A 23,006-nucleotide genomic window follows, 5' to 3' on the forward strand; every position below is an offset into this window, starting at 1 on the left:
CCTGACTTTCGTACCGTCACACCTCTTCGGCGCCCGCCGCTCCGGTCGGTTCGGTCTGATTGGTCGGCTCCGGCAGGCCGAGCAACGCATTTTCCACAAGCTCGGACAGTGCCGGATGGATCCAGTACTGCTTGTTGGCCACGTCATGGGCGGTTTGGCCAAAATGCATGGCCTGGATCAACGGTTGAATAACGGTGGCCGCCTCCGGACCAAGAGCATGGGCTCCCAGCAACAACCCTGTGGCAGGGTCGGCCAGGACCTTCAGGAAGTGCCTCGAATCCTCCCGCGCCCAGCCGGCAGCAATGTCACCATACTTTTGCACCTTCACGGCATGGGCAATGCCGGCCTTGATGGCGTGATCTTCGGTGATGCCCACGGAGGCAATCTGCGGGTCCGTGAAGACGGCGGCAGGAACGAACCGGTGGTCCGAGCTCTTCGGTGCTTCCGGCTTGGCCAAGTTGTGTTTGACCACCTTGGCTTCGTGGTTGGCGACGTGCTTGAGCTGGTAGTGGGAGGAAACATCCCCGAGGGCAAAGATTCCCTCAACACGCGTGCGCTGGAACTTGTCCACCACAACTCGTCCGTGGCCATCAAGCTCCACGCCCGTCTTCTCCACTTCAAGGCCGGCACCGTTGGGGCGGCGTCCCGTGGCAACCAGGAGAACATCCGCCCTCAGGGTGCGGAGGCCGGTGGGGCCATTCACCACAAGTTCGACGCCGTCGCCGGCTCGGGCTGCGTTGCTCACGGTTGTCTCCAACAGGACGTTGTAGCGCGCCGCGGCCTCCTGCGTGAACTGGGCAGAAACGTCCGCGTCCTGCGACTTGAGTAGACGTTTTCCGCGAGCTATTTGTGTCACTTTCACACCGAAGGAGGAAAATACGTGGGCGAACTCTGCCGCAATGTAGCCGCCACCCAGAATCACCATGCTGGCTGGAAGGTGTGCCAAGCGCATGATGGTGTCCGAGGTATGGAAGGGAGCTCCGCCATCCCCTCGCCCATCAGGGGCGGGCGCTTCACCCGGGACCGCGGCAAGACCAGGCACAGAGGGAACAACGGCGTGCGAACCTGCGGCCAGCACAAATCGGTCCGCCGTCACCTGGGCCGTCCCGCCGTCGTGCAGGTCAACGTGCACGGTCTTGGCTGCGGTGAAGCGCCCACGGCCGGAGAATACGGTTATGTTGGGGCACTCGGGGCCTTCTCGGTAGGCCCGCCCACCGGCTTCGATAGCGTCAATTCGAGCAAAGATCCGGTCCCGAATACCCGGCCAATCCACCGATTTCAGCTCGGCGTCAATGCCCAGAGGGGCCCCATGCCGCCCGGCATCGGCCAACTCGGCCGGGTGGACGAACATTTTCGTGGGGATACACCCCACGTTGAGGCAGGTCCCGCCAAACAACCCATCCTCAATGATCGCGATACTCCAGGTCTCGAACTCCGGTCCCGGGATTGAGTTGCCGGATCCTGTACCGATGATGACCAGATCGAAGTGGGGCATTGTCTTCGCTTTCCATGGATGAGTGGGGCTTGCCCCGGATTACTTCAAGGCTACCTTTCAGTGCATCCCATTCCGGCACCGTCACGGTCTCTACCCACGCCCTGCACATGTGGTTAGTCTGGGTTCTGTGAAGGCGTGCTGCCGTGCCGCTCCGGTCACGGCGCCAATGCCGTCCGCGGCCCTCTGGGCCACCTGGGTCCTGGAAAGGGAGCACATTGGCCGACGTGGGCGATGAACACAAGCCTGGAAACGAACCACCTGCCGAGATGGTTGAGCGCAGCCGCTTCGGAGTAACCGGACGCCGCAAAGCGCGCGAGGAGTCGGACAGGCGTCCACCCGTGACCAGCACCGAGTTGCTGATCAAGGGGCCGGCAGAAATGCGGACCGCTCCCGGTCCTCGGGTCAATTGGCGGGTGCTGATCATTTCCGCCGCCATTGTCTTAGCGTTCTCGATTTGGGCCATGGCCATGCCGGTGGAGGCGAAGGCCACCATGCACGCCGTGGTGATCTGGATTGCGACGAATCTTGGCTGGTACTACGTCCTCACCATTACCCTGGTGGTTCTCTTTGTCCTGTGGGTGGCGTTTTCCAAGGAGGGCAGGGTTCGGCTGGGGCCGGACCATTCGCGACCCCAATATAATCTTTTCACCTGGGTAGCCATGCTTTTTGCAGCTGGTGTGGGCATCGACATGCTCTTTTACTCGGTGACCGGACCAATTACCCAATTCATTGCGCCGCCGTCCGGAACGCCCGAGTCTGCTGAGGCAGCCAAGGACGCCGTGGTCTGGACAATGTTCCACTACGGCATTGCCGGGTGGTCGGTTTATGCACTCCTTGGCATGGCCATGGGCTACTTTTCCTACCGGTGGGGCATGCCGCTCTCCATCCGGGCCGCACTTTACCCATTGCTGGGCAAACGCGTCCGCGGGGCGATCGGCGATACCATCGACATTTTTACGTTGGTCGGCACCGTTTTTGGCGTGGCGACCTCCATGGGCATTGGCGTTGTTCTCCTCAACGTCGGTTTCGCCTGGCTTTTTGGTTTGCAGGAAGGGCTGGCCCTGCAGATCGCGCTGGTGGTGGTTGCCGTCATCATGACCATCGCAGCGTGCACCTCAGGGGTGGATAAGGGAATCCGTGTCATATCCGAACTCAACCTGTGGTCAGCCGGAGCCATGATTTTGTACATCCTGATCACCGGAAACACCTCATTTCTGCTCAACGCCATGGTGGAGAACATTGGTCGCTTCATCTTCACTCTGCCCGAACGAACCCTGCAAACCTTCGCCTACGAGCCCGGCGGCGCCGATTGGATGGCTGGCTGGACCCTGTTCTTCTGGGCGTTCTGGTTGGCCTGGGGTCCCTTTGTGGGGCTCTTTCTGGCCCGCATCTCCCGAGGCAGGACGCTGAGGGAATTTGTCATTGCAGCCATCACGGCGCCGGTCCTCTGTGACTTCTTCATCGTCTCCATCTTCGGCAACAGTGCGCTGCGCGAAGTCTTGGATGGGAACACGGAGTTTGCCAAGCTCGCCATCGACAGCCCCGAACACGGCTGGTACGCGCTGTTGGAGATGTTCCCGGGTGCCCCCTTCTTGATTGGCCTGGCAACTCTCTCAGGTCTGCTGTTTTATCTGACCAGCGCCAATTCTGGGGCCATGGTGATGTCCAACTTCTCTTCCTCTATCCCTGACCCGGCCGTTGACGGGGCAAAATGGCTGCGCATTTTCTGGGCGCTTCTTACAGCAGTGCTGACGGTTTCCATGCTGGTGGCCGGCGGCGTGGCCACCATGGAATACGCAACCCTGATCTTCGCCCTGCCGGTCACTGTCATTGCCTATCTGGTCATGGCGTCATTCTCCAAGGTGCTGCGAATGGAGCGTGCCGACCGGGAGGGTCAGGTGACGCGCAGGCGCTCGGCAGCCGTCACCGGCGGCCTTGCTCCCGAGAAGACGTGGCGGCAGCGTTTGGCCCACTTGCGGGCATACCCGTCCAATAAGTCGGTGGCCCAATTCGTGGAAAAGGTGGTGGGGCCAGCGCTTGCGGACGTTGCCGGCGAGTTCAAACAGCTCGGCTACGACGCCACTCTCACGGTCCTCCCGAACCCCGCGACCGGCATCCACGAACATCTGCTGGTGGTCAACATGGACGCCCAGCGTCACTTCCACTACCGGGTCGCGGCGGTAGAAGCACCAGTACCAATGTTTGGCAGCCGCAGCATGCAACGCGAGATCGATGTTTACTTCCGACTGGAAGTGTTCACACAAACCGGGTCAGAAGGCTACGACCTGATGGGGCTAACTCAACAACAAGTCATCAACGATGTTCTGGACCGGTACGAGGCCCACCTGTCATTTCTGCAGTATTCCACGGAACACGATTACCCGTCCGTCATCACGCCGCCGGTTCCACCGGAAGGGGAGTGAACCTTCTCAGTTTGCGGTGCACCAACGCCGGAGATGCCATGATGAGTGATCTACCTACCGGGTGGCCTGGGCTAGTCTGATACTGCAAATCGGACCAACCACAGCTGCGCCGTGGCTCCTTGAGAAAGCGTTATGTCATGAACCCCTCAAACACCACTCCGGAAAGAGAAACTCTCGCCGGTCTCCCACTCGCAATGGACTGGCTCACGGAGACATACAAGCAATTGCACCGTCATCCTGAACTGAGCTTTCAGGAGCATCAGACAAGCGCCCTGGTAAGCGAGCAGCTCACCAACTTTGGATACTCCGTGCAGCACATCGGCGGCACCGGGGTGGTTGGCGTGCTCGCCAATGGGCTTGGGCCAACCGTAATGTCCCGCGCCGACATGGATGCCCTCCCCGTCACGGAGGCCACCGGACTGCCCTATGCCTCCGAGACTGAAGGCGTCATGCACGCCTGCGGCCATGACGTCCACGTGGCGGCTTTGCTCGGTGCCGCAAGACTCATGGCGGAGAGCCCAAATGCGTGGTCAGGGACCTTTATTGCCGTTTTTCAACCTGCGGAGGAGGCCGGAGGGGGATCACGCGTCATGGTCGGGGACGGCCTCGTCGGAAAGGTGCCCAGGCCCGACGTCGTCCTTGGCCAGCACGTTATGCCACTGCCCGCTGGCACCTTGGCCACGGCGGCCGGGCCTGTGCTGTCCGCAGCGGACTCGATGAAAATTACAGTTCACGGAAAGGGTTCACATGGGTCCATGCCACACATGTCTGTGGACCCCGTGGTTCTGGCCGCCTCGATTGTCCTGAAGCTGCAGACGATTGTTTCGCGCGAGACCAGGCCGGGGGAGTTCGCGGTGGTGACGGTGGGCGCCTTGAATGCAGGCACCAAGTCCAACATCATCCCGGACCGCGCCACCTTGCTGCTGAACATCCGCAACTATGATGACGCCGTGCGCACGCGCGTCCTGGCTGCCATCAAGCGCATTGTCGAGGGCGAATGCGCCGCCGCGGGGTCGCCAAGGAAACCGGAGTTTGAGTTTTACGATCAGTTCCCGCTGACGAGCAACGACACCAGTGTCACGGAGCTAATCACGGACGCTTTTGCGTCCCATTTTGGTCAGGCTTCCGTGCAGCAAGCAGACCGGCAGACCGCGTCGGAGGACTTCAGCGCCATTGCCGACGCCTTTGGGGCACCTTACAGTTACTGGTTCCTTGGTGGCAGCGATCCGCAGGCATACCAGGCGGCAGTGAAGAACGGAACGGTTGATGCAGACATCCCGGCCAACCATTCGCCGTATTTTGCCCCGGTCATACATCCCACTCTCACCGTGGGCGTCCAGGCTCATGTGGTCGCAGCAATGGCCTATTTGGGCGGACGGATGCCCTCGATTAGCAACTGAAGTGCACGCTGGCCGGTTACGGGCCAGCCGGACTCCTTGACGGGCGCGGCTGCGTTGGCCATGGCCGACATCAAGAGGACGTCAGTTGGTTCAAAATCGCTCCGGACCGTGTGTTGGACCTTGGCCCGGTCAACAAGTTGTTCGAGTTGCTTCGTTACGCGTCGTTCCAGGGTATCCAAGGCCTGAATCAGTTCCCGGTGGGACGAGCCCCTGGCCCAGCCGACACCGCCAACGTAGCCGCCAAGAATCAATTCGCGCATACCGCGATCGGCCATGAACTGGTCCGTGCTCCGGCTCAAAAAGTATACGAGCCCTTCCCATGCTTCGGGATACTCGTTTGCCTCAACGGATAGTTTCTCGGCATACGCCATGTGTTCACGGTAGACGTCCAGGATCAAGACATCCTTGTCGCGGTAGCGGCGGTACAGGGTGGCTACACCGATGCCTGCTGCCTTGGCCACGTCAGCCAGGGGGACCCCAAGTCCTTTGCTCGAAAATAGCTCGTGGGCCGCCTGATGCAGCTGCCGATCACGTGCGCTGGCAAGGTCAGGTTCAGCTTGCGCCTGGGCAGGCACGACGGCGTTGCCCTCGTCGGCGCTCTGGCGGGCGGGCGTGTGGTTCGTCAATGATGGCGTCAACGGCATGCGGGCGAAGCTTCCGGTGGTAGGGGGGCGTAATCGATGTCAACTCAAGTCTAGCGCTTAATTTTCTTCAGCGGAATAGTTGTTCCGTATGTTGTAGACTTTGTGGAATAGCTATTCCGGTGGAATGGCTTCATCAGTCACAAGAGGCAAAGGTTTATGAGTACTGCAACGCAATCGAACCAGTTCAAAACGGTCAACCAGGTCCCACCTTCCACGCCGGATTCAAAATGGAAGGCCCTACGCTGGTGGTCGATGCTTGCCATCGGCATGTCCCAGCTCATGGTGGTGTTGGATGCAACCATCATGAACGTGGCACTGCCCAGCGCCCAGATTGACCTGGGGTTTTCCGATACGCTCCGCCCGTGGGTTATCACGGCCTACGCACTGGCCTTTGGAGGCCTTCTTCTCCTGGGCGGCCGCATCGCCGATCTCATGGGGCGCAAGCAGATCTTCCTCATTGGTCTGGTTGGCTTTGCTGTGGCCTCCGCCTTGGGTGGCGCGGCACCAACCTTTGGCGTGCTGCTCGCCGCCCGAGTGCTTCAAGGCATCTTCGCAGCCTTACTGGCACCGGCAGCTTTGTCGCTACTCACCACCACGTTCACCGATCCGGCCGAACGTGGAAAGGCCTTTGGCATCTATGGGGCCCTCGCTGGTGCCGGGGGCGCCGTAGGCCTGTTGCTTGGCGGAGTCCTCACGGAATTCATGACGTGGCGCTGGACCCTCTACGTGAACATCGCCTTTGCCGCCGTCGCCTTCATTGTTGGCGTCATTGCCATTGCTCCGACCGTGCGCGAGCGTGGAGTCAAACTGGATGTGCCGGGCGCTGTGTTCGCCACCTTGGGCTTCTTCGCCCTGGTCTTTGGCTTCACCAACGCCGAGGAACACGGCTTTTCAAGCAGCAGCACCTGGGGATTCCTTGCTGCCGGTGTGGTGTTGCTGATGGTCTTTGTCATGATTCAACGCAAGGGCAAGTCACCTCTGCTACCGCTTCACATCGTGGTGCACCGCGATCGCGGCGCCTCCATGCTGGCCATCTTTGTTGCCGGCGCTGTCATCTTCGGTGTCAACCTGTATTTGGTCTACTACCTGCAGATCGTTCTGGGCTTCACGCCTCTGCAAACGGGCCTTGCTGTGTTGCCCCTGTGCCTGGGCATCATGATCTCCGCAATGCTTTCAACATCGGTCCTCATGTCCAAGCTCGGAGCCAAGGTATTGGTTCCAGCCGGAATGTCGGTCTCCGCGATCGGCTCGGTTCTGCTCATGCTTGCCAAGGCGGACAGCAGCTACGCACTGCATGTAGCGGTTCCCATGTTCATCGTGGCCGTAGGTCTGGGTGCCATTATTTCATCGGCCCTGAGCGTCGGCACGTTGGGCGTTGACCGGCACCACGCCGGCGCTGCATCTGCGGCCGTGAACGCCTCGCAGCAACTTGGCGGTTCCATTGGCCTGGCAGTTCTGAACACCCTGGTGGCCGGAGCCACCATCACCGCCGTTGGCTCCGGCGAAGGGCAGCTTGAGTCCCTCGTTAGCGGCTACCAGCAGGCCTACCTTGTCTGCGCCGCACTTCTGGTCGTTGGTGCCATGGTGACGGCCCTGATGTACCGCAGTCGCGAACACACCGCAGTGACAAGCAGTGAGGCTGCCGTGCACATGTAAGTGGAGACCGGCAGGCCCATGCTTCGACATGCGAAAGGCGCTATCCGCCCTGAAACCTCCAACGCGGATAGCGTCTCTGCCGTGTTTCGAAGCGTTCTGGCCTGAAGGCCATGTCAGCTGTTCAATCGGCGAAGGGCCGCTTTCGCAGGGACTTGGTGGTTGAGCGCTGCGACTTGGCAGCTTGATGACGCCGTTTGGAGCCGCGGGTGGGTTTGGTGGCACGGCGCGCCGGTCCTGCCGGAGCCAGCCCGGTGGCGATGATTTCGGCCATCTTGGCGAGGGCAATCTCGCGGTTGCGCAATTGGGAACGTTGCTCGGATGCCACCACGGTAAGAACCCCCGCCACCATCCGGCGCCCCAACCGTTCTGTGAGCAGGATCCGCTGCTCATCGCTCAGGACGGCCGAACCCAGCGGATTCCAGAACAGTTCAACCCGGCTGTCGGAGGTATTAACATGCTGACCGCCCGGTCCCGAAGATCGCGAGAACCGCCATCCCAGCTCCGACGCCGGAATGGTCAGCTGTGGTGTTACCTCCAGATCCATGATCTAAGTCTTGCATGCCGACCCATGTCCAAGCGTTGGCATAGGAATTCCCGGCAACGCACGTTTCGTCGTCGGACTTTAGCGGGTGGGGACGCCTGAAACGCCCGTGTAGGTGGCGTAGTCTGCAGTTCCGGTGACCTCGTAGCTCTGGAGGGCCAGCCCGCCGGGCGTGGTTTGGCTGGAGATCAGGCGAAGGCCCGTGGGCGTGGCACCTTCGGGGAAGAGGCGGCGGCCACTGCCCACCACGACGGGTGCTACCACCAGTCGGACTTCATCGATCAGCCCTGCGGCAAAAAGTGACTGAGCCAGAATGGAGCTTCCATGGATCTGGATTTCTCGGCCGGGTGATTCCTTGAGCTTCGCTATGGCACTGGCAGCGTCTCCGGAAAGGACTGTGGTGGGATTCCATGAACCGTGTGTCAGCGAGTCGGAGGCGACGAATTTGGGCAAGCTGTTCATGCGCGAGGTAAAGGGATCATTGGGATCGTCAATCTGTGGCCAGTCGCGTGCGAAGGCTTCATAGGTGTGTCGTCCAAGCAGCAGCGCATCGGCCCGTTCAAGCCAATTTGATGCTTGGTCAATGAAACTCTGGTCCATGTGGGGCACCAACCAACCGCCCCGCGTGAATCCGCCGCTGGTATCTTCCTGGGGCGATCCTGGGCCTTGAGAAACGCCGTCGAGACTCACAAATTCCGTCAATGCCAGTTTCACAATTTTTCCCCTGCGTTTGTTGGTTCTTGACTACTGGGCCAGCGGTGCAAATCGCGTCATCGAGTTGCCAGAATCAAAAGTTGCCGTGTCAAGCATTGAGAATTGGGCGGGTGTGAACTCGTGATCGAAGGCCCGAAGCCCTGAACCAATGATGACGGGGTATCGCTTGATAATGAGCTCATCAATGTCAGGGAGCAGTGCTGCCGCCAATTGCCCGCCGCCGGCGAGATAGATATCGAAGCGGGAGTCTTCATTCTTGAGGCCCCGAATGACCTCGCGCGGATCCGCTGCCGTGACGTTCACCTGCGGGTCGGGCGAGGCGAGGGTCCGTGAAAACACCACCTGTTGAAGATGAGAGTAGGGACTCGTAATTCCCATCTGGAGGGCAGGGTCATAGGTCCGCCGGCCCATGACCACCGTGTCGAAGCGAGTCAGGGGTTGATCTGACATCCCAAGTTGCACACGTGCATGATGCGGCATCAGGTCCGAGTAAGTGGTGACCATGTATTGCACGTAGTCATCTGATCCGGCAAAGAAATCAACTTGATCTTCAGGGCCAGCAATGAAGCCGTCCAGTGAGAGCGAAATGAAGTAGACCAATTTGCGCACAGTTCAGTTACCCTTCGACGGCTGGTGGTCCCTTCACGCTAAGTGAAGGGTTGGAACTGGGTCAAGGGCATCGGTCCGCCGTCGAATCAAGGCGGGCATGGACGGAAGCGCCCGTGAGGAAGGAAAATGGAGCATGAGATACACACTTCTTTTGCATTATCCGGAGATGGACACCGCTTCCCTGGGCCCGGAGGCCATGGCAGAGGGGCAACGTGCCTTCAGTAAATACGCCAAGGACCTCCAAGACGCCGGGGTTCTTGTGAGCGCGGAGGTGCTTCAGCCGTCGTCGAACACCACCACCCTGACCCTTGCCGAGGGTACGCCGGTGCTCGTGGCCGGGCCGTTCGCCAACGATCCTGTCCGACTGGGTGGGATCGTTGTGATCGATGTTCCGGATCTGGACACAGCCATCGAATGGGGAAAATCCGCGCCGGCTCTTGCCTGGGGCGCCATCGAAGTTCGGCCGGGTGCCCTGTTCACGCTCGACGGCGAATGGACCCCCAATACCTAAAGGCGGCCAGGCGGCAATGCGGAACAGACGGTCACATTCTTGGTGGCAGGACAATAACGTTATCTAATTACTGCATGGCTATAGATAACAGGGCTGCCGAGATTGCCGACATGCTCAAACTCCAGGCAACGTCGATGCGGGCAGGGGACAAGCTGCCCTCGGTGCGCGAGCTGTCCAAGACGTACGGGGCAAGTCCGGTGACCATTACACAGGCAATCACCACCTTGTCTGCCCTCGGAATTGTGCGTGCCGAACCCGGCCGGGGTACCTTCGTGGCGAAGCTGAAGGAACAAACCGAGCCCGATTACGCGTGGCAGTCTTCCGCCTTGGGCCGGTCAAGGGTGGAGCCTGGCCGTGTCAGCAGGCCCGGTAGCCACGGGCTCGAAGACGTGCAACTTTCCTGGGGTTATTTGGCACCCGAACTTCAACCATTCGATGAACTGCGCACTCTGGGGGTGCGGGCTGCAAAGAGCCATCGAGCCTGGACCATGGCACCACCCATGGGACTGCCGGAATTGCGTCGTGCCTTCGCCACGGACTTTAGTGCCGATGTCCAGGACATGCTCATCATGCCTGGCGGCCAGCAATCCCTGGTGTTTGCCATGCGCACCCTCGCCGATCCGGGCAGCACACTGATCACGGAAAGCCCCAGCTATCCCGGAGCTACTATCGCCGCACAGGCTGCCGGATTGGGCTTGGCGGCCGTACCGTCCGACGCCGAGGGGATCCTGCCTGACAAACTCGCCGATGCCCTGGAGCGAACCCACGCGAAGCTCATTTACCTTCAGCCTTGTTACGCCAACCCGACGGGTGCCATTTTGAGCCCCGGACGCCGGGTCGAGGTGTTGGCACTGGCCAAGAGCCACGGAGCCTTCATCATTGAGGACGATTGGGCCAGGAACTTGTCTCTCGACGGAGCCGCCCCGCCGCCGCTTTTCACCCAAGACCCGGATGGGCATGTGGTCTCGATTGCGACGCTGTCCAAGCCTGCCGCTCCTGGCCTGCGCGTCGGCGCCATTGCTGCACGTGGCCCTGCTGGCGAGCGGCTGCGCAGCGCTCGCATTGCCGATGACATGTGCGTCCCACCGCTTGCTCAGGAAATTGCCCTCGGATTGCTCACCTCAAGTGCGTGGCCACGCCACGTCAAACGACTTCGTTCGGGGCTGCTCGAGCGACGCGACGCCATGGTGGCCCAGATCCGCGAGTCAATGCCCGGTGCGCGTGTGGTCAACATTCCTACCGGAGGCATCCATCTCTGGGTGAGACTTCCTGAAGGAATCGACTCCACTGCTCTCACAGCGGCGGCTCAAAGTGCCGGGGTCCTCATTGGAGATGGGAAGCATTACTACGTGGATGAACCCGCAGCACCGCATATCCGGTTGTCCTTCAGCGCTGCCTCCATCGCGCAAATTCAGGCAGGAGTGCGCCGGATCGCGACGCTAATCTAAAGCTGCAGGCGAGTTTGCTTGTGCGCCCCGCAGGCTCAACTAGCTACACGTGTTGGTCCACGATGACCGGATTGCCATCCGGGTCCACAACAATAAAGCTGGCCGGCCCGGTGGTCGATTCATCGGCCTCAGCCATGAATTCCATTCCCTTTTCCCGGAGTTGGCGTTGAACTTCACGGACATCGGTGAACTGGGAAACCCCTTGGGCGTCCTGGTTCCAACCTGGATTGAAGGTCAGGGCGTTCTTCTCGAACATCCCTTGGAAAAGGCCAATGACAGCATCGCCGTTCTTGAGCACGATCCAATTCTGGCTGACATCTCCCACATGGTGGGTGAAGCCAAGCTTTTCGTAGAAGGCCAAAGACGCGTGGATGTCCTTTACCGTGAGACTTACCGAAAATGCACCGAGTTGCATGGGGGGCTCCGCTCAAGAGTGGTGGTTGTTCTGTGATCCTACCTGTGTTGACCGGCTCCGTCCCCGCAGTGGTGAAAATCCTTCCCTGCACTGGTGAAAAAGGGTTGAAGAGATCATGATGGAGGCAGGTGGACGCTCGGAGAACTCTCCCGTTACGGCGTTCCGCCACCGGACCGGTAGTACGATCCTTGACCAAGGAGCTGACTCGTCATGGACATGATGGGACTTGCTGTTGCCATTGCAGTCATTGTTGTTGTCACCATTATTTTGGGCCTCATCGCCACCCACGGAACAAAGCGGCGCCCGGGCCACTAACTTACTTCGCGCACGGAATCGAGCCCAAGCGCGGAAAATGATGCTGCCACCAGCCCGGTCCAGCCGGGCGCCGGTGGCAGCAGCCGAATCCTCCCAGATGCAGGTGAATGCGCTGGCCGGCGAGGTCCTCCATGATGGACGACGCCGGACCCTCCAACATGTTCGGCCCGCCGCTTTGCCGTTCCCGGCAGCGGCGGGCCGAACTTGTCCCTGGCTCTGCCACTGGCGAGGGGGCCTCGGAGTGGGTTCAGCTACAGCACGTGCGGTGCCGCCAACTACCCGACCAGGGGGACCAGGGCGGGCATCTCTGCCAGCGGGACCGTGACGGGTTTCCCGGCCGCGACGGACACCACAGTGTCCCGGACCTTCAGCTGGAGCGGCGTGCCGGCGTCGTACGTGAACGTGATTCCGGCATGGGTGAGGGAGACGCCCAACAGTCCGCCACGGATCTTCAACGTGAACTCGAGGCTGTCCCAATCGGCAGGCAGGCGGGGGTCGAAGTTGAGCATGACACCTTGGTCTCGCATGCCGGCAAAACCTGACACGAGCGAGCTCCAGATGCCGCCGGTGGAGGCGATGTGGACGCCGTCGATCGTGTTGTTGTGAGAGTTGTCCAGGTCGATGAACAAGGCCTCGGTGAAGTGGGCCATGGCCTGCACCGGGTGGCCCACCTCGGCGGCCATGATGCCCTGCACGCATGCCGACAGGGTGGAGTCGCCGGTGGTGATGGGGTCGTAGAAATCAAAGGCCCGCCGTTTTTCCTCGGCCGTGAAATCCTGCCACTGCAGGAACATTGCCAGAACCGTGTCGGCCTGCTTGAGCACCTGGTGGCGGTAGATGACCAGCGGGTGGAAGTGCAGCAGCAGCGGGTACTTGTCCCGCGGGGTGTCCCAGTCCCACGCCTCAAGCGTCATGAAGTCATTGTCCTGGGAGTAGATGTTGAACTCCCGGGAGAAGGGCAGGTGCATGCGGTCGGCGGCTGCCCGCCACACGGCCCGTTCCTCGTCAGTGACTCCGGGGTGCGGGCAGGCTGCGGCCGCGCGCAGGTTGAAGCGGGCCATGACGTTGGTGTAGAGGTTGTCGTTGACCACGGCGGTGTACTCGTCCGGGCCTGTCACCCCGTGAATGTGGAAGGAGCCGTCGGCGCCAAAGAAGCCCAGCGACACCCACATGCGCGCCGTCTCCACGAGCAGGTCCGCCCCCTGGTGGTCGCGGAAGTCGGCGTCGGCGCTGGCCCACGTGTACCGGTTGGCGGCGAAGGCCACGGCTGCGGCAATGTGGAACTGCGCGGTGCCCGCGGCGTAGTACGCACTGGATTCCAGCCCGTTGATGGTCCGCCAGGGGAACAACGCGCCGTCAACACTTAGCTCCGCGGCACGTTCCTTGGCCAGCGGCAACAGGTCGTGGCGGAACTGCAGGACGGCACGGGCCGCCTCCGGTTTGTTGTAGGTCAAATAGGGCAGGAGGTAAATTTCCTGGTCCCAGAAGTAGTGCCCCTCGTAGCCTGAGCCGGAGACACCCTTGGCAGGAATGCCCGCCACGTCCGCGCGGGCTGTGGCCGCGGCGAGCTGGAACAGGTTCCACCGCACTGCCTGCTGCAGTTCCGGCATGGCACCCACAACAATGTCGCTCGTGGCCCAGTATCGGGCGTAGTGAGCGGTGCTGTCGGCGAAAATCGCCGGCACCGGACGCAGCTCGGCTGCGGCCACGGCACGTACATCCTTGTCCTGCCCCTGGTCGGCCACCGCGTAGCTCACGGATTTCTCCAGTGTGAGAGTTTCCCCGGCGACTACTGCCACGACGTACCGGACGGTGCTGAGGTCCTGGTCCACCACTGTCTCCACGGGCAGCTCTTGCGTGGACAGGACGTGGTCGACGGCGACACCCACCCGTTGGTGTGACTCGGCAGTTTGCCAGGACATGCGCAGCGATCCGCCGGCACCCTCCAAATCCAGCGGCAGCAAAACTCGGCCGGCATGGCGGCCCGAGCGGCGCGGGTCCGAGATGGTGTGGTCCTCCACCGGCTGGTCCTGCCGGTTTACAATCGTGGAGGTGATCTCGGCGGAGACTGGCCGGTCGCTGCTCAGCGACAGGGACAGCCCAAGGTTGCTGCGCACCTCAAAGCCCACAGCCCGGCGCTCCGTGGTCTTGACCACGGCACCGGAACGGCACGCCCAGGTGATGTCAGCAGTGTAAATGCCTGTGGCGAAGTCCACTGAGCGCCGGTAGTCCAGGACTGTGGAACTGTGCAAGGAGAGTTCCTCGCCGTCAATGACCACAGTGAAGTTGTTGGCGTCAGGCACATAGAGGATGCGTTGGCCCGTGCGTGCAAAACCAAACGCATTCTCGGCATGCTTGATCTCCCACGTTTCGTGGAAGCCGTTGATGAACGTTCCGGGCAGTTCGGTGTCCGCGGGGGAGAAGTGGGCGCCGCGGATGCCCAGGTGGCCATTGCCGATGCTGAAGTTGGTCTCCAGCGCACCCGCCTGTCCGGGGGCGTGCGTTGTTTCCAGCAGCTTCCACGGGTCTACGGGAAAGCGGGTTCGATCTGATGAAATAAGTGCCATAACGGTTGGCGGTCCTTGTTTCTAGTGGTGGGAGAGTAGTGGATCTGGTGAAGCGGTGCGGCGGCAACCGCGGCCGGAATGAGCCGCACGTGCGGCCGTGTTCAGCCGTGGGGAGTCACAGCAAGTCGGCGAGGTCATCGACCACATAGCTGGCTCCGGCGTCGAGCAGCGTTTGGGTGCCGGCTCCGCGGTTGACGCCGATGACCGAGTGGAAGTCGCCGGCCGCCCCGGCTTGCACACCTGAGACGGCGTCCTCCACAACGATGCAGGTGTTGGTGGGCAGTCCCAGCAGTTCTGCGGCATAGCTGTAGGTTGCGTGGTGGGGCTTCCCCGGCAGGTGTTTGGCGTTGGCCACCACCCCGTCCACCACGATGGGGAAATGCTTTTCCAGCCCTGCGGCCTTGAGGACCGCCGGGGCGTTCCTGGAGGAAGAGACGACGGCGAGGATCAGGCCGCGTGCTTCGGCTTCGGCAATGAACCGGACAGACCCCGGGTAGGGGGCCACGCCGCGGGAGGAGACGATGTCGTTAAACACCTTGTTCTTCCTGTTGCCCAGACCGTGGACGGTGTTCAACGACGGGTCATCGCTCAGCCCACCCTCGGGCAGTGTGATGCTGCGTGAGGAAAGAAAGTCGCGGACCCCGTCAAAACGGGGCTTGCCGTCGATGTGTTCAAAGTAGTCGCCGCCGCGGTAGTGCTCCGTGGAACCGATGTGGGCCAGGTAGCCGTCAAAGAGTTCCTTCCACGCGGTTTCGTGGACTTCGGCGGTGGGTGTGAGCACCCCGTCCAGGTCAAAAAGGATGGCCTTGGCGCCGAACCAGGGGTCGCTGGGGGAGTTTGCGTTCACGGGGTGTCCTTTCAGACGTGTGGGGTGCCGCGGCCTTGCAGGTGCAGGGCATGATGCGACGGGGAAAGTTCAGGAACTGTCAATCGGGGCGGACTGGACTACCGCTTGCGCCGGGTGCTTTTGCGGGTGAGCAAGGTGGTGGGCAGCACATGATGTGCCGGTTCAAACTCGGCGTCCGGGTTTTGCAGCCTTTCCTCGAGCAAGTTCGCCGCAAAGGCGCCTTGGTCGGCAACGGGCTGCTGCACGGTGCTCAGGCCCATGAACCTGCTCATTGGATGTTCGTCCAGGCCAATGATGGAGACGTTCCTTGGTGCGGAAAGACCATGTTCACGCAGCGCCGTCAGGGCGCCGAAGGCAGTTTCGTCGCAGCCGGCAAAAATGGCGCTCGGAAGACGCCGGTTCTCAATGAGCTCATTCATGGCCTGCTGCCCGCGTTCAATGCTGGAGCCGGCGTCAACCATCAGATCCGGATCCACCATGAGGTCCCTGTCGGCAAGGGCCAGTTCAAAGCCGTGCTGCCGTTCGGTGGCAGTGAGTACCGAACGGTTGCCACTTTCGCGGTCGGACAGGATGGCCAGGTCCCAATGGCCCAGGTCCAGCAGGTGTTCGGTGGCCGTGCGGGCTGCCGCGACATTGTCGATGCCCACGTTGTCCCAGGGGACGTTGTGCATGCCCACACTGACCACAGCCAGGGGTGATGCGGCCAGTGCGTCGATTTCCGCATCTGACAACTCAATGTTGAGCAGCAGCACACCGTCCACTTTTTGGGCCAATGCGGCCAGATCACCAAAGAGGCGTTGGTGCACGTCCTTGTTGTTGCGCAGGCTGATGATCATGGTGTCGTGCCCGCTGGCGGCAAAAACCTCCTCGGCCGACTCCGCAGCATGGGCAAAGAACCATGCGGTAGTGGTGGGGGCGATGATGGCGATGGAGCCGGTGCTGCCGCCGGCAAGGCGGGAGGCGGCGGACGACGCCACGTACCCAAGCTTGGCCGCAGCATCAGCGACCTTGGCATGGGATGTTTCTGAAACGTTGGGGAGCCCCCGCAGTGCCCGTGAAACAGTGCATATGGACAATCCCGACAGCATGGCGACATCTTGAATTGTCGCACGGTGGAGCTTACCCATCTAACACGGCCTCAGCCCTTTCCTTAAACAGACGCAGTGGTCAATATGTGGTTCTTGCCAGTGCTCGCAAATGAAGATTTGCCAGCTCAAGCAGGCGTCAAAACCAGGGTGTTGGCCATGAGGTTCACCTGCAAGGGAAAGAGCAGGGATTATGGGTAATCACGCACTCACGGCAACAAGTGTAAGCGCTTATAATTGATGTTTGCAACGGCTCCCCGGAGCCGGATTATTCGCTGGCGCAGGAGGTCCCGGAACAAGGTGGGGCAGTCAACACTCCGCGGAGGGTTTATGCCAGGGGTGTTGTGCCGTCGAAACCTCCCGGGGCAGCAGGGCGCCACACCCAACTGCGCTCGCCAGCCGCCCCGGTCCCTGTTAGTTCGCCCTAGTTCGCCCAGAAGGGATAGTCGGTGTAGCCGGCTGCGCCCTCGGTGTAGAAGGTGCTGTGGTCCGGTTCGTTCAACGGAAGGTTCTCGGCCCAGCGCCGAACCAGGTCCGGGTTGGCCAGGGCGGGACGGCCCACCACCACGGCGTCGGCCCAATCGGCAGTGGCGCGCGCGTCGGCGAGGGTTGTGACGGTTTCAAACCCCGTGTTCAGCAGAACTGGGCCGCCAAACCGGGTGCGCAGCGTCTGGACCAGGTGGCCGGAGGGGTCTTTGTGCAGGATGCTCAGTCCGGCGAGTCCGAGCGGCGCAATGCCGTCCACAAGTGCCGTGTACGTGGCCTCGGTTTCGGCCGGGTCCGTTTCGAGCGCGCCCTGGACGTTGTGCTCGGGGGAGACTCGCAACCATGTCTTGTCTGCACCGATGGCCTCCGCCACCGCTTTCACGGTGTCGATGACGAAGCGGGCACGGTTTTCCGGGCTGCCGCCAAAAGCGTCGCTGCGCTGGTTGGCGCTCGGGGCCAGGAATTCATGGAGCAGGTACCCATTGGCGCCGTGAAGTTCCACGCCGTCAAAGCCGGCGGCGATGGCATTGTGGGAGCCCTGGACGAATTCGTCGATGACGCCGGCCAGTTCGTCCGCCTCCAGCGCGTGTGGAACGGGGTAGGGCGCCTTGCCTTCGTAGGTGCGGGTGACGCCGTCGATCGCGATGGCGCTGGGGGCCACCACCTGGCGCCCACCGTTCGTGTCCGGGTGCGTGACGCGCCCCGAGTGCATGACCTGGGCAATGATGCGGCCGCCGTCAGCATGCACGGCGTCCGTGACATGCTTCCAGCCAGCGATCTGTGCATCGCTCACCAGACCCGGCTGCCGGACGAACGCCTGCCCTGCGTAGCTGGGGTAGACACCCTCACTGGTCAGCAGGCCCATGGAAGCGCGTTGGCGGTAATATTCGACGACGAGGTCCCCGGGCACTCCGTCACGGCCAGAACGCGAGCGCGTTAGCGGGGCCATGACCAGCCGGTTGGGAAGTTCCAGGTCGCCGAAGGTTACGGGTGAGAACAGTTTCAAGGACATCTCCAAAGTTTTGTTGGGCGTACCCTTGCGGCAACCCCCGGTGCCGGGCACCTTATTCCTCAAGGTGGTGTTCTGCCGCCCACAGCACGACTGCGTCGGCTAACTTCGGCGGACTCGTTGTCTCGTTGCAACACTCCCGATTCTTAGGCCCTCAAGAGCAGGTCACGCATGCGCTCGGCCGAGGTGCTCCAGTCGCGCCTTTTGCGTGGATGTGCGTTGAGTTCCCGGCGGCGCGTTCGAGGTCTTCGGGGCCGTCGATGCGTGGCACTGACGGGTCAGGGGGTGCCTCATTCCCCGCATGGAGCAAGCTCGCGGCGACTCGGGGCGGAAGCCTTGCCCCACGCTCATCCAAGGCAGGGTTCATAGCCAACGCCACGGCCTTAAAGGGCGCCCGCGTCCACATGGTGAGCAAGTCTTGCAAAATGTCCGTAGACTTGCCGCGTGCAAAAACTTCAACCCGTGACCGTATCCATTGCTCGCACCGTCCAGCCCGGCCATCACCGCCAATTTGCTGCGTGGGCTCATGCCGGCCAGGAGTTGGCCCGGGAATGGCCCGGCTATCTTGGCTCGGGCTGGGTGCGGACCGATCTTGACTCCGATGAATGGCACGTCATGTACCGATTCTCGACGGTGGAAACATTGCGCGACTGGGACAATTCCCACGAACGCCAATGGTGGATGGAAAGCGGCGGTGGGCTCATGGAGATCACCCGCGTTGAGCACCGCACCGGAATCGAGGGTTGGTTTGATCAACCCGGCGATGTCTCCATCACCGTCCCGGAAACCGTTGTTCCACCGCGGTGGAAGCAAGCCGTGAGCATCTTTTTGCCCTTCTTCCCCATGAGCTTGCTGGCCAATATTTTCCTCCGGCCAGTTACGGAACAGTGGCCCTTGGTCCTCTCCGTGCTCCTCAACATAGCCATCCTGACGCCCATCATGACGTACCTGATGCTGCCCTTGAGTACCCGCATCCTCAAGCCTTGGCTCCAGGCACCACGGAAATTCAAAAGCTAAAACAATTCTTTCGCCTGGCGAAGGGTGGGAATCCCGGGGCGATCGCGCCATTTACGTCCCGAAAATGTACGGATTTCGGCCGATTTACTCCAGAGATTCATCTCTGATAACCTAGCCATATTCCACGGACCTCCCGGCGCAATCGCTTGCCGGTTGCAGATAACGGGTGGACACTTGAATCCGTTAGTTCTTTGAGGAGGAATATATGCATTTGACGCCCCGTGAGCAGGAAAAACTCATGATCGTCGTCGCCGCAGATTTGGCTAGGCGCAGGCAAGCCCGCAGTTTGAAGCTGAACCACCCCGAAGCAGTTGCCATTCTCAGCTATGAGTTGATCGAGGGCGCACGCGACGGCCGGACAGTGGCGGACCTCATGGGTTGGGGGAGTACCATCCTTTCCCGCTCCGACGTCATGGAGGGGGTGGCCGACATGATCAAGGACGTTCAAATCGAGGCGACTTTCCCCGACGGTACCAAGCTCGTCACAGTGCACAATCCCATCCGCTAAACATCCCCGCGCGCCAAAAGGAGTCCTCCCATGAAACCTGGGGAATACGTTTTGCGTGAAGAGCCTGTGCAGTGCAACGCCGGCTCCGAAGCCATCTCACTCAAAGTCATCAACCGTGGCGACCGGCCCATTCAGGTCGGATCCCATTACCACTTTGCAGAAGTCAACGACGCCATGGATTTCGACCGCGAGGCCGCCCGCGGCCGTCGCTTGGACATCCCGGCGGGCACCGCCGTGCGCTTTGAGCCCGGCGACGCGAAGACTGTGCACCTTATCAATTACGCCGGCAACCGCCAGGTGTTCGGCTTCCGCGATCGCGTCAATGGCATGCTCGACGCCGGATCCGCCAACCCGGGTGCCGGACAGGCCTCCGCAGCAGAAAAGGACGGAAAATGAGCTTCGAACTCAGCCGCAAGCAATATTCCGACCTCTACGGCCCCACTACCGGCGATGCCATCCGCCTGGCAGACACCGAACTCTTCCTCGAAATTGAAAAGGACCACACCACCTATGGTGAGGAAGTGGTCTACGGCGGCGGAAAGGTCATCCGCGATGGCATGGGCCAGAACGGCCAGCGCACCCGCGATGAAGACATCCCGGACACCGTCATCACCAATGTGATCGTCCTGGACTACACCGGCATCTACAAGGCCGACGTGGCCCTGCGCGATGGCCATATCTTCAAGATCGGCAAGGCCGGCAACCCGGACATTTCCGACGGCGTGAACATCACCATCGGCGTGGCCACTGACATCATTGCCGGCGAAGGCAAGATCATGACCGCCGGCGGCATCGACACCCACGTTCACTTCGTCAGCCCCGACCAGGTCCCCGTGGCTCTGGCAAGTGGAGTCACCACGCTGATTGGCGGCGGCACCGGCCCGTCCGAGGCCAGCAAGGCCACCACCGTCACGCCCGGCCCCTGGCACATTTCCCGCATGCTGCAGGCGGTGGACAACCTGCCAATCAATGTTGGCCTGCTGGGCAAGGGCCACGCCAGCGCCCGCGAACCGCTCGCCGAGCAGGTCCGTGCCGGCGTCATCGGTCTGAAGGTCCACGAGGATTGGGGCGCCACGCACTCCTCGATCGACATGTCCCTGCAGGTTGCCGATGAATTTGATGTCCAGGTGGCCATCCACTCCGACACCCTCAATGAGTTCGGCTTTGTGGAGGACACCATTAAGGCCATCGACGGCCGCGTCATCCACACCTTCCACACCGAAGGTGCCGGTGGAGGCCATGCCCCTGACATCATCAAGATCGCCGCGCTCTCCAACGTTTTGCCGGCGTCCACCAACCCGACGCTGCCCTTTACCGTCAACACGGTCGATGAACACCTTGACATGCTCATGGTCTGCCACCACCTGAGCCCGGACATCCCGGAGGACGTGGCCTTCGCCGACTCCCGCATCCGCAAGGAGACCATCGCCGCCGAGGACGTGCTCCACGACATGGGCATCTTCTCCATCACCTCCTCCGATTCCCAGGCCATGGGCCGTGTGGGCGAGGTGGTGCTGCGCACCTGGCAGGTGGCCGATGCCATGAAGCGCCAGCGCGGCAAGTTCAGCGACGACCCCGAGTTGGGCGACAACGCCCGGCTCAAGCGCTATGTCGCGAAATACACGATCAACCCGGCCATTGCTCACGGCATCGCGGATTACGTTGGCAGCATTGAGGAAGGCAAATTTGCTGACCTTGTCCTGTGGGAACCGGCATTCTTTGGTGTGAAACCGGAGATGGTGATCAAGGGCGGGCAGATGGTCATGAGCATTATGGGTGACCCCAACGGCTCCATCCCCACCCCGCAGCCGCGAACATTCCGCGCCAACTTCGCCACGCTCGGCAAGACGGTACATTCCACCTCCATCACGTTCATGTCCCAGGCAGCCCTCGACGCCGGTGTTCCCGCCGAGCTTGGCCTGCAGCACGAGGTGCGTGCCTGCCATGGCATCCGCAACCTCACCAAGGCGGACATGAAACTCAACGGCGAAATGCCGGACATCCAGGTGGACCCCGAAACCTATGAGGTTCGCGTCGACGGTGTGGTCGCCACGGCCGAACCCTCCAGCGTACTGCCCATGGCGCAGCGCTACTTCCTGTTCTAAAAGGAGAACCCTTGATTATTGAAGCCATTCTTGGCAACAAGTTTGACGCCGCCACCGATGACTTTGACCCGTCAGCACTGGAAAAACTGCACGAGGAACGCGTTGTGCTGCCCTCGGCCCTGCTGGTCAAGCGCATCCAGCGCGTCACCACAGACCACGGCCGCGAGCTGGGCATCCGCCTGAGCGGTGATTCCGTGGCCGATCTCCGCGACGGCGACGTCCTCTTCATGGATGGGAAGGATGCCATCGTCATTTCCGTGGAGCACAGCGACGTCCTGGTGATTGCGCCGGGCTCCATCAAGGAAATGGGCGTCGTGGCACACAACCTCGGCAACCGGCACATGCAGGCCCAGTTCTTCGGCGAGGACAGCGAGTACGCAACCCAGGTCATGGTGTTGGCCTACGACCATACGGTTGAGGACTACCTCAAGCACGTTGGAGTGCCGTACTCGCGGCAAGAGCGGGTCATGCCCGTGCCGTTCCGCCACGCAGAACACACGCACTAGCATGGGGGCCGCACCCAGCTACCTGCTGCCTCTGCTGCAGCTGAGCGACTCGGCCCTGCCCACCGGGGCCTTCAGCCACTCGCTGGGACTGGAAAGCCACTTGCACGAGGGAATCGTCCATGACGAGGCCACGTTTGCAAACTGGCTTACCCAGTTCATCCGCATCCAGCTGGTCCACTCGGACGGGCTCGCCATCCGCTTCGCCTATGAAGCGCATACCCAAACTGAACTTTTCCAGGTGGATAGGGAGTTGCACGCTGCCGCCCTGCCCCGGGAAATCCGCGAGGCCGGGGTCAAGATGGGTGCGCGCATGCTGGACATTGCGGGCTCCGTTTTCCCCTGCGAGGAACTATCGGGCTATGCAGCTGCCGTGAAGGCGGGGGAATGCTCGGGCCACCCGGCACTGGCGTTCGCCATAGCGGGCAAGAACCTGGGCGTGCCATTTGGGGAACTGCTCACCACGTACTTGTTTTCCACTGTCACCTCGCTGACGCAGAACGCGATCCGCGGGATACCGATCGGCCAGAGTGCCGGCCAGCGCGTCCTGGCCGCCGCGCACCGGGAGGTCGGTGACGCCGTCGTGCTTGTCCAGGAGCTGGGGCGCGAAGACTTTGGCATCACGGCACCGGGGCTGGAAATTGCCCAGATGCAACATGAGCGCCAACGCGCACGCATGTTCATGTCTTAACTTACGAATTGAAGGAG

Annotated in this window: 21 protein-coding genes; 11 read left to right on the forward strand and 10 right to left on the reverse strand. The window is 61.5% G+C overall.

Annotated features, from left to right (window positions below; translation table 11 throughout):
• Positions 1-16: 16 nt before the first annotated feature.
• A complete protein-coding gene (locus BLV41_RS06555; protein WP_074711079.1) occupies positions 17-1,495 on the reverse strand; it encodes a mycothione reductase in 1,479 nt (492 codons plus the stop codon).
• Positions 1,496-1,761: 266 nt separating this feature from the next.
• On the opposite strand from BLV41_RS06555, the gene betT reads away from it, so the two are divergent.
• On the forward strand, positions 1,762-3,918 hold the full coding sequence (gene betT / locus BLV41_RS06560) for a choline BCCT transporter BetT (protein ID WP_074713150.1): 2,157 nt from the start codon (positions 1,762-1,764) through the stop codon (positions 3,916-3,918).
• 137 nt (positions 3,919-4,055) lie between these two features.
• On the forward strand, positions 4,056-5,318 hold the full coding sequence (locus BLV41_RS06565) for an amidohydrolase (protein ID WP_074711080.1): 1,263 nt from the start codon (positions 4,056-4,058) through the stop codon (positions 5,316-5,318).
• Here the strand turns inward: BLV41_RS06565 and BLV41_RS06570 are convergent.
• A complete protein-coding gene (locus BLV41_RS06570; RefSeq protein WP_074711081.1) occupies positions 5,282-5,962 on the reverse strand; it encodes a TetR/AcrR family transcriptional regulator in 681 nt (226 codons plus the stop codon). The two genes, BLV41_RS06565 and BLV41_RS06570, sit on opposite strands and share 37 nt — an antisense overlap.
• 156 nt (positions 5,963-6,118) lie before the next feature.
• Between BLV41_RS06570 and BLV41_RS06575 the strand changes: the two genes are divergently transcribed.
• Positions 6,119-7,618 carry an MFS transporter gene (locus BLV41_RS06575; protein ID WP_074711082.1) on the forward strand — a complete coding sequence of 500 codons (1,500 nt, stop codon included), beginning with the start codon at positions 6,119-6,121 and terminating at the stop codon, positions 7,616-7,618.
• A gap of 121 nt (positions 7,619-7,739) precedes the next feature.
• Here the strand turns inward: BLV41_RS06575 and arfB are convergent, their stop codons facing one another.
• The 3 genes from arfB to BLV41_RS06590 all read right to left on the reverse strand — a co-directional run bounded on the left by arfB (position 7,740) and on the right by BLV41_RS06590 (position 9,482).
• Positions 7,740-8,162, reverse strand: a complete 423-nt coding sequence (arfB, locus tag BLV41_RS06580) for an alternative ribosome rescue aminoacyl-tRNA hydrolase ArfB (RefSeq protein ID WP_074711083.1) — start codon at positions 8,160-8,162, stop codon at positions 7,740-7,742.
• Positions 8,163-8,240: 78 nt separating this feature from the next.
• Complete coding sequence (locus BLV41_RS06585; protein WP_074711084.1) at positions 8,241-8,873, reverse strand: dihydrofolate reductase family protein; 633 nt, start codon at positions 8,871-8,873, stop codon at positions 8,241-8,243.
• Positions 8,874-8,903: 30 nt separating this feature from the next.
• Positions 8,904-9,482 (reverse strand): dihydrofolate reductase family protein, encoded by a 579-nt coding sequence (locus BLV41_RS06590; RefSeq protein ID WP_074711085.1) that lies wholly within the window; start codon positions 9,480-9,482, stop codon positions 8,904-8,906.
• 133 nt (positions 9,483-9,615) lie between these two features.
• Here BLV41_RS06590 and BLV41_RS06595 point away from each other — a divergent pair, with 133 nt between their 5' ends.
• Both BLV41_RS06595 and BLV41_RS06600 read left to right on the forward strand, forming a co-directional pair.
• A complete protein-coding gene (locus BLV41_RS06595; protein ID WP_074711086.1) occupies positions 9,616-9,993 on the forward strand; it encodes a YciI family protein in 378 nt (125 codons plus the stop codon).
• Between the two features lie 74 nt (positions 9,994-10,067).
• Positions 10,068-11,441: an aminotransferase-like domain-containing protein gene (locus tag BLV41_RS06600; RefSeq protein WP_083360626.1), complete on the forward strand. Its 1,374-nt coding sequence runs from the start codon at positions 10,068-10,070 to the stop codon at positions 11,439-11,441.
• Between the two features lie 43 nt (positions 11,442-11,484).
• On the opposite strand, the gene BLV41_RS06605 is transcribed toward BLV41_RS06600, so the two are convergent.
• The 5 genes from BLV41_RS06605 to BLV41_RS06625 all read right to left on the reverse strand — a co-directional run bounded on the left by BLV41_RS06605 (position 11,485) and on the right by BLV41_RS06625 (position 18,168).
• A complete protein-coding gene (locus tag BLV41_RS06605) occupies positions 11,485-11,856 on the reverse strand; it encodes a VOC family protein (protein WP_074711087.1) in 372 nt (123 codons plus the stop codon).
• Positions 11,857-12,446: 590 nt separating this feature from the next.
• Positions 12,447-14,738, reverse strand: a complete 2,292-nt coding sequence (locus tag BLV41_RS06610) for a glycoside hydrolase family 65 protein (protein WP_074711088.1) — start codon at positions 14,736-14,738, stop codon at positions 12,447-12,449.
• A gap of 115 nt (positions 14,739-14,853) precedes the next feature.
• On the reverse strand, positions 14,854-15,585 hold the full coding sequence (locus tag BLV41_RS06615; protein WP_074711089.1) for an HAD family hydrolase: 732 nt from the start codon (positions 15,583-15,585) through the stop codon (positions 14,854-14,856).
• A gap of 98 nt (positions 15,586-15,683) precedes the next feature.
• Positions 15,684-16,712, reverse strand: coding sequence for a LacI family DNA-binding transcriptional regulator (locus BLV41_RS06620; RefSeq protein ID WP_074711090.1), 1,029 nt, complete (start codon positions 16,710-16,712; stop codon positions 15,684-15,686).
• A 382-nt stretch (positions 16,713-17,094) separates the two neighbouring features.
• Positions 17,095-18,168: an alkene reductase gene (locus BLV41_RS06625; RefSeq protein ID WP_139244236.1), complete on the reverse strand. Its 1,074-nt coding sequence runs from the start codon at positions 18,166-18,168 to the stop codon at positions 17,095-17,097.
• 441 nt (positions 18,169-18,609) lie between these two features.
• Between BLV41_RS06625 and BLV41_RS06630 the strand changes: the two genes are divergently transcribed.
• The 6 genes from BLV41_RS06630 to BLV41_RS06655 all read left to right on the forward strand — a co-directional run bounded on the left by BLV41_RS06630 (position 18,610) and on the right by BLV41_RS06655 (position 22,989).
• Complete coding sequence (locus BLV41_RS06630) at positions 18,610-19,182, forward strand: antibiotic biosynthesis monooxygenase (protein ID WP_074711091.1); 573 nt, start codon at positions 18,610-18,612, stop codon at positions 19,180-19,182.
• Between the two features lie 205 nt (positions 19,183-19,387).
• Positions 19,388-19,690, forward strand: coding sequence for an urease subunit gamma (locus tag BLV41_RS06635; protein ID WP_074711092.1), 303 nt, complete (start codon positions 19,388-19,390; stop codon positions 19,688-19,690).
• Between the two features lie 30 nt (positions 19,691-19,720).
• A complete protein-coding gene (locus BLV41_RS06640) occupies positions 19,721-20,086 on the forward strand; it encodes an urease subunit beta (protein WP_074711093.1) in 366 nt (121 codons plus the stop codon).
• Positions 20,083-21,795 (forward strand): urease subunit alpha, encoded by a 1,713-nt coding sequence (ureC, locus tag BLV41_RS06645; RefSeq protein WP_044570363.1) that lies wholly within the window; start codon positions 20,083-20,085, stop codon positions 21,793-21,795. Before BLV41_RS06640 ends, ureC begins: the two co-directional genes overlap by 4 nt.
• Positions 21,796-21,806: 11 nt before the next feature.
• On the forward strand, positions 21,807-22,301 hold the full coding sequence (ureE, locus tag BLV41_RS06650; protein WP_074711094.1) for an urease accessory protein UreE: 495 nt from the start codon (positions 21,807-21,809) through the stop codon (positions 22,299-22,301).
• Between the two features lies 1 nt (position 22,302).
• The gene (locus tag BLV41_RS06655) at positions 22,303-22,989 is read left to right on the forward strand and encodes an urease accessory protein UreF (RefSeq protein WP_074711095.1); all 687 of its coding nucleotides are present in this window, start codon (positions 22,303-22,305) and stop codon (positions 22,987-22,989) included.
• The last annotated feature ends 17 nt before the right edge of the window (positions 22,990-23,006 follow it).

The sequence above is a fragment of the Arthrobacter alpinus genome (assembly GCF_900105965.1).
Taxonomy (GTDB): Bacteria; Actinomycetota; Actinomycetes; order Actinomycetales; family Micrococcaceae; genus Specibacter; species Specibacter alpinus.

Excerpts from the sequence above, each read along its gene's own strand:
- BLV41_RS06555 (WP_074711079.1), bottom strand. The coding sequence starts at position 1,495 with ATGCCCCACTTCGATCTGGTCATCATCGGTACAGGATCCGGCAACTCA.
- betT (WP_074713150.1), top strand. The coding sequence starts at position 1,762 with ATGGTTGAGCGCAGCCGCTTCGGAGTAACCGGACGCCGCAAAGCGCGC.
- BLV41_RS06565 (WP_074711080.1), top strand. The coding sequence starts at position 4,056 with ATGAACCCCTCAAACACCACTCCGGAAAGAGAAACTCTCGCCGGTCTC.
- BLV41_RS06570 (WP_074711081.1), bottom strand. The coding sequence starts at position 5,962 with ATGCCGTTGACGCCATCATTGACGAACCACACGCCCGCCCGCCAGAGC.
- BLV41_RS06575 (WP_074711082.1), top strand. The coding sequence starts at position 6,119 with ATGAGTACTGCAACGCAATCGAACCAGTTCAAAACGGTCAACCAGGTC.
- arfB (WP_074711083.1), bottom strand. The coding sequence starts at position 8,162 with ATGGATCTGGAGGTAACACCACAGCTGACCATTCCGGCGTCGGAGCTG.
- BLV41_RS06595 (WP_074711086.1), top strand. The coding sequence starts at position 9,616 with ATGAGATACACACTTCTTTTGCATTATCCGGAGATGGACACCGCTTCC.
- BLV41_RS06600 (WP_083360626.1), top strand. The coding sequence starts at position 10,068 with ATGGCTATAGATAACAGGGCTGCCGAGATTGCCGACATGCTCAAACTC.
- BLV41_RS06605 (WP_074711087.1), bottom strand. The coding sequence starts at position 11,856 with ATGCAACTCGGTGCATTTTCGGTAAGTCTCACGGTAAAGGACATCCAC.
- BLV41_RS06610 (WP_074711088.1), bottom strand. The coding sequence starts at position 14,738 with ATGGCACTTATTTCATCAGATCGAACCCGCTTTCCCGTAGACCCGTGG.
- BLV41_RS06620 (WP_074711090.1), bottom strand. The coding sequence starts at position 16,712 with ATGGGTAAGCTCCACCGTGCGACAATTCAAGATGTCGCCATGCTGTCG.
- BLV41_RS06625 (WP_139244236.1), bottom strand. The coding sequence starts at position 18,168 with ATGTCCTTGAAACTGTTCTCACCCGTAACCTTCGGCGACCTGGAACTT.
- BLV41_RS06635 (WP_074711092.1), top strand. The coding sequence starts at position 19,388 with ATGCATTTGACGCCCCGTGAGCAGGAAAAACTCATGATCGTCGTCGCC.
- BLV41_RS06640 (WP_074711093.1), top strand. The coding sequence starts at position 19,721 with ATGAAACCTGGGGAATACGTTTTGCGTGAAGAGCCTGTGCAGTGCAAC.
- ureC (WP_044570363.1), top strand. The coding sequence starts at position 20,083 with ATGAGCTTCGAACTCAGCCGCAAGCAATATTCCGACCTCTACGGCCCC.
- BLV41_RS06655 (WP_074711095.1), top strand. The coding sequence starts at position 22,303 with ATGGGGGCCGCACCCAGCTACCTGCTGCCTCTGCTGCAGCTGAGCGAC.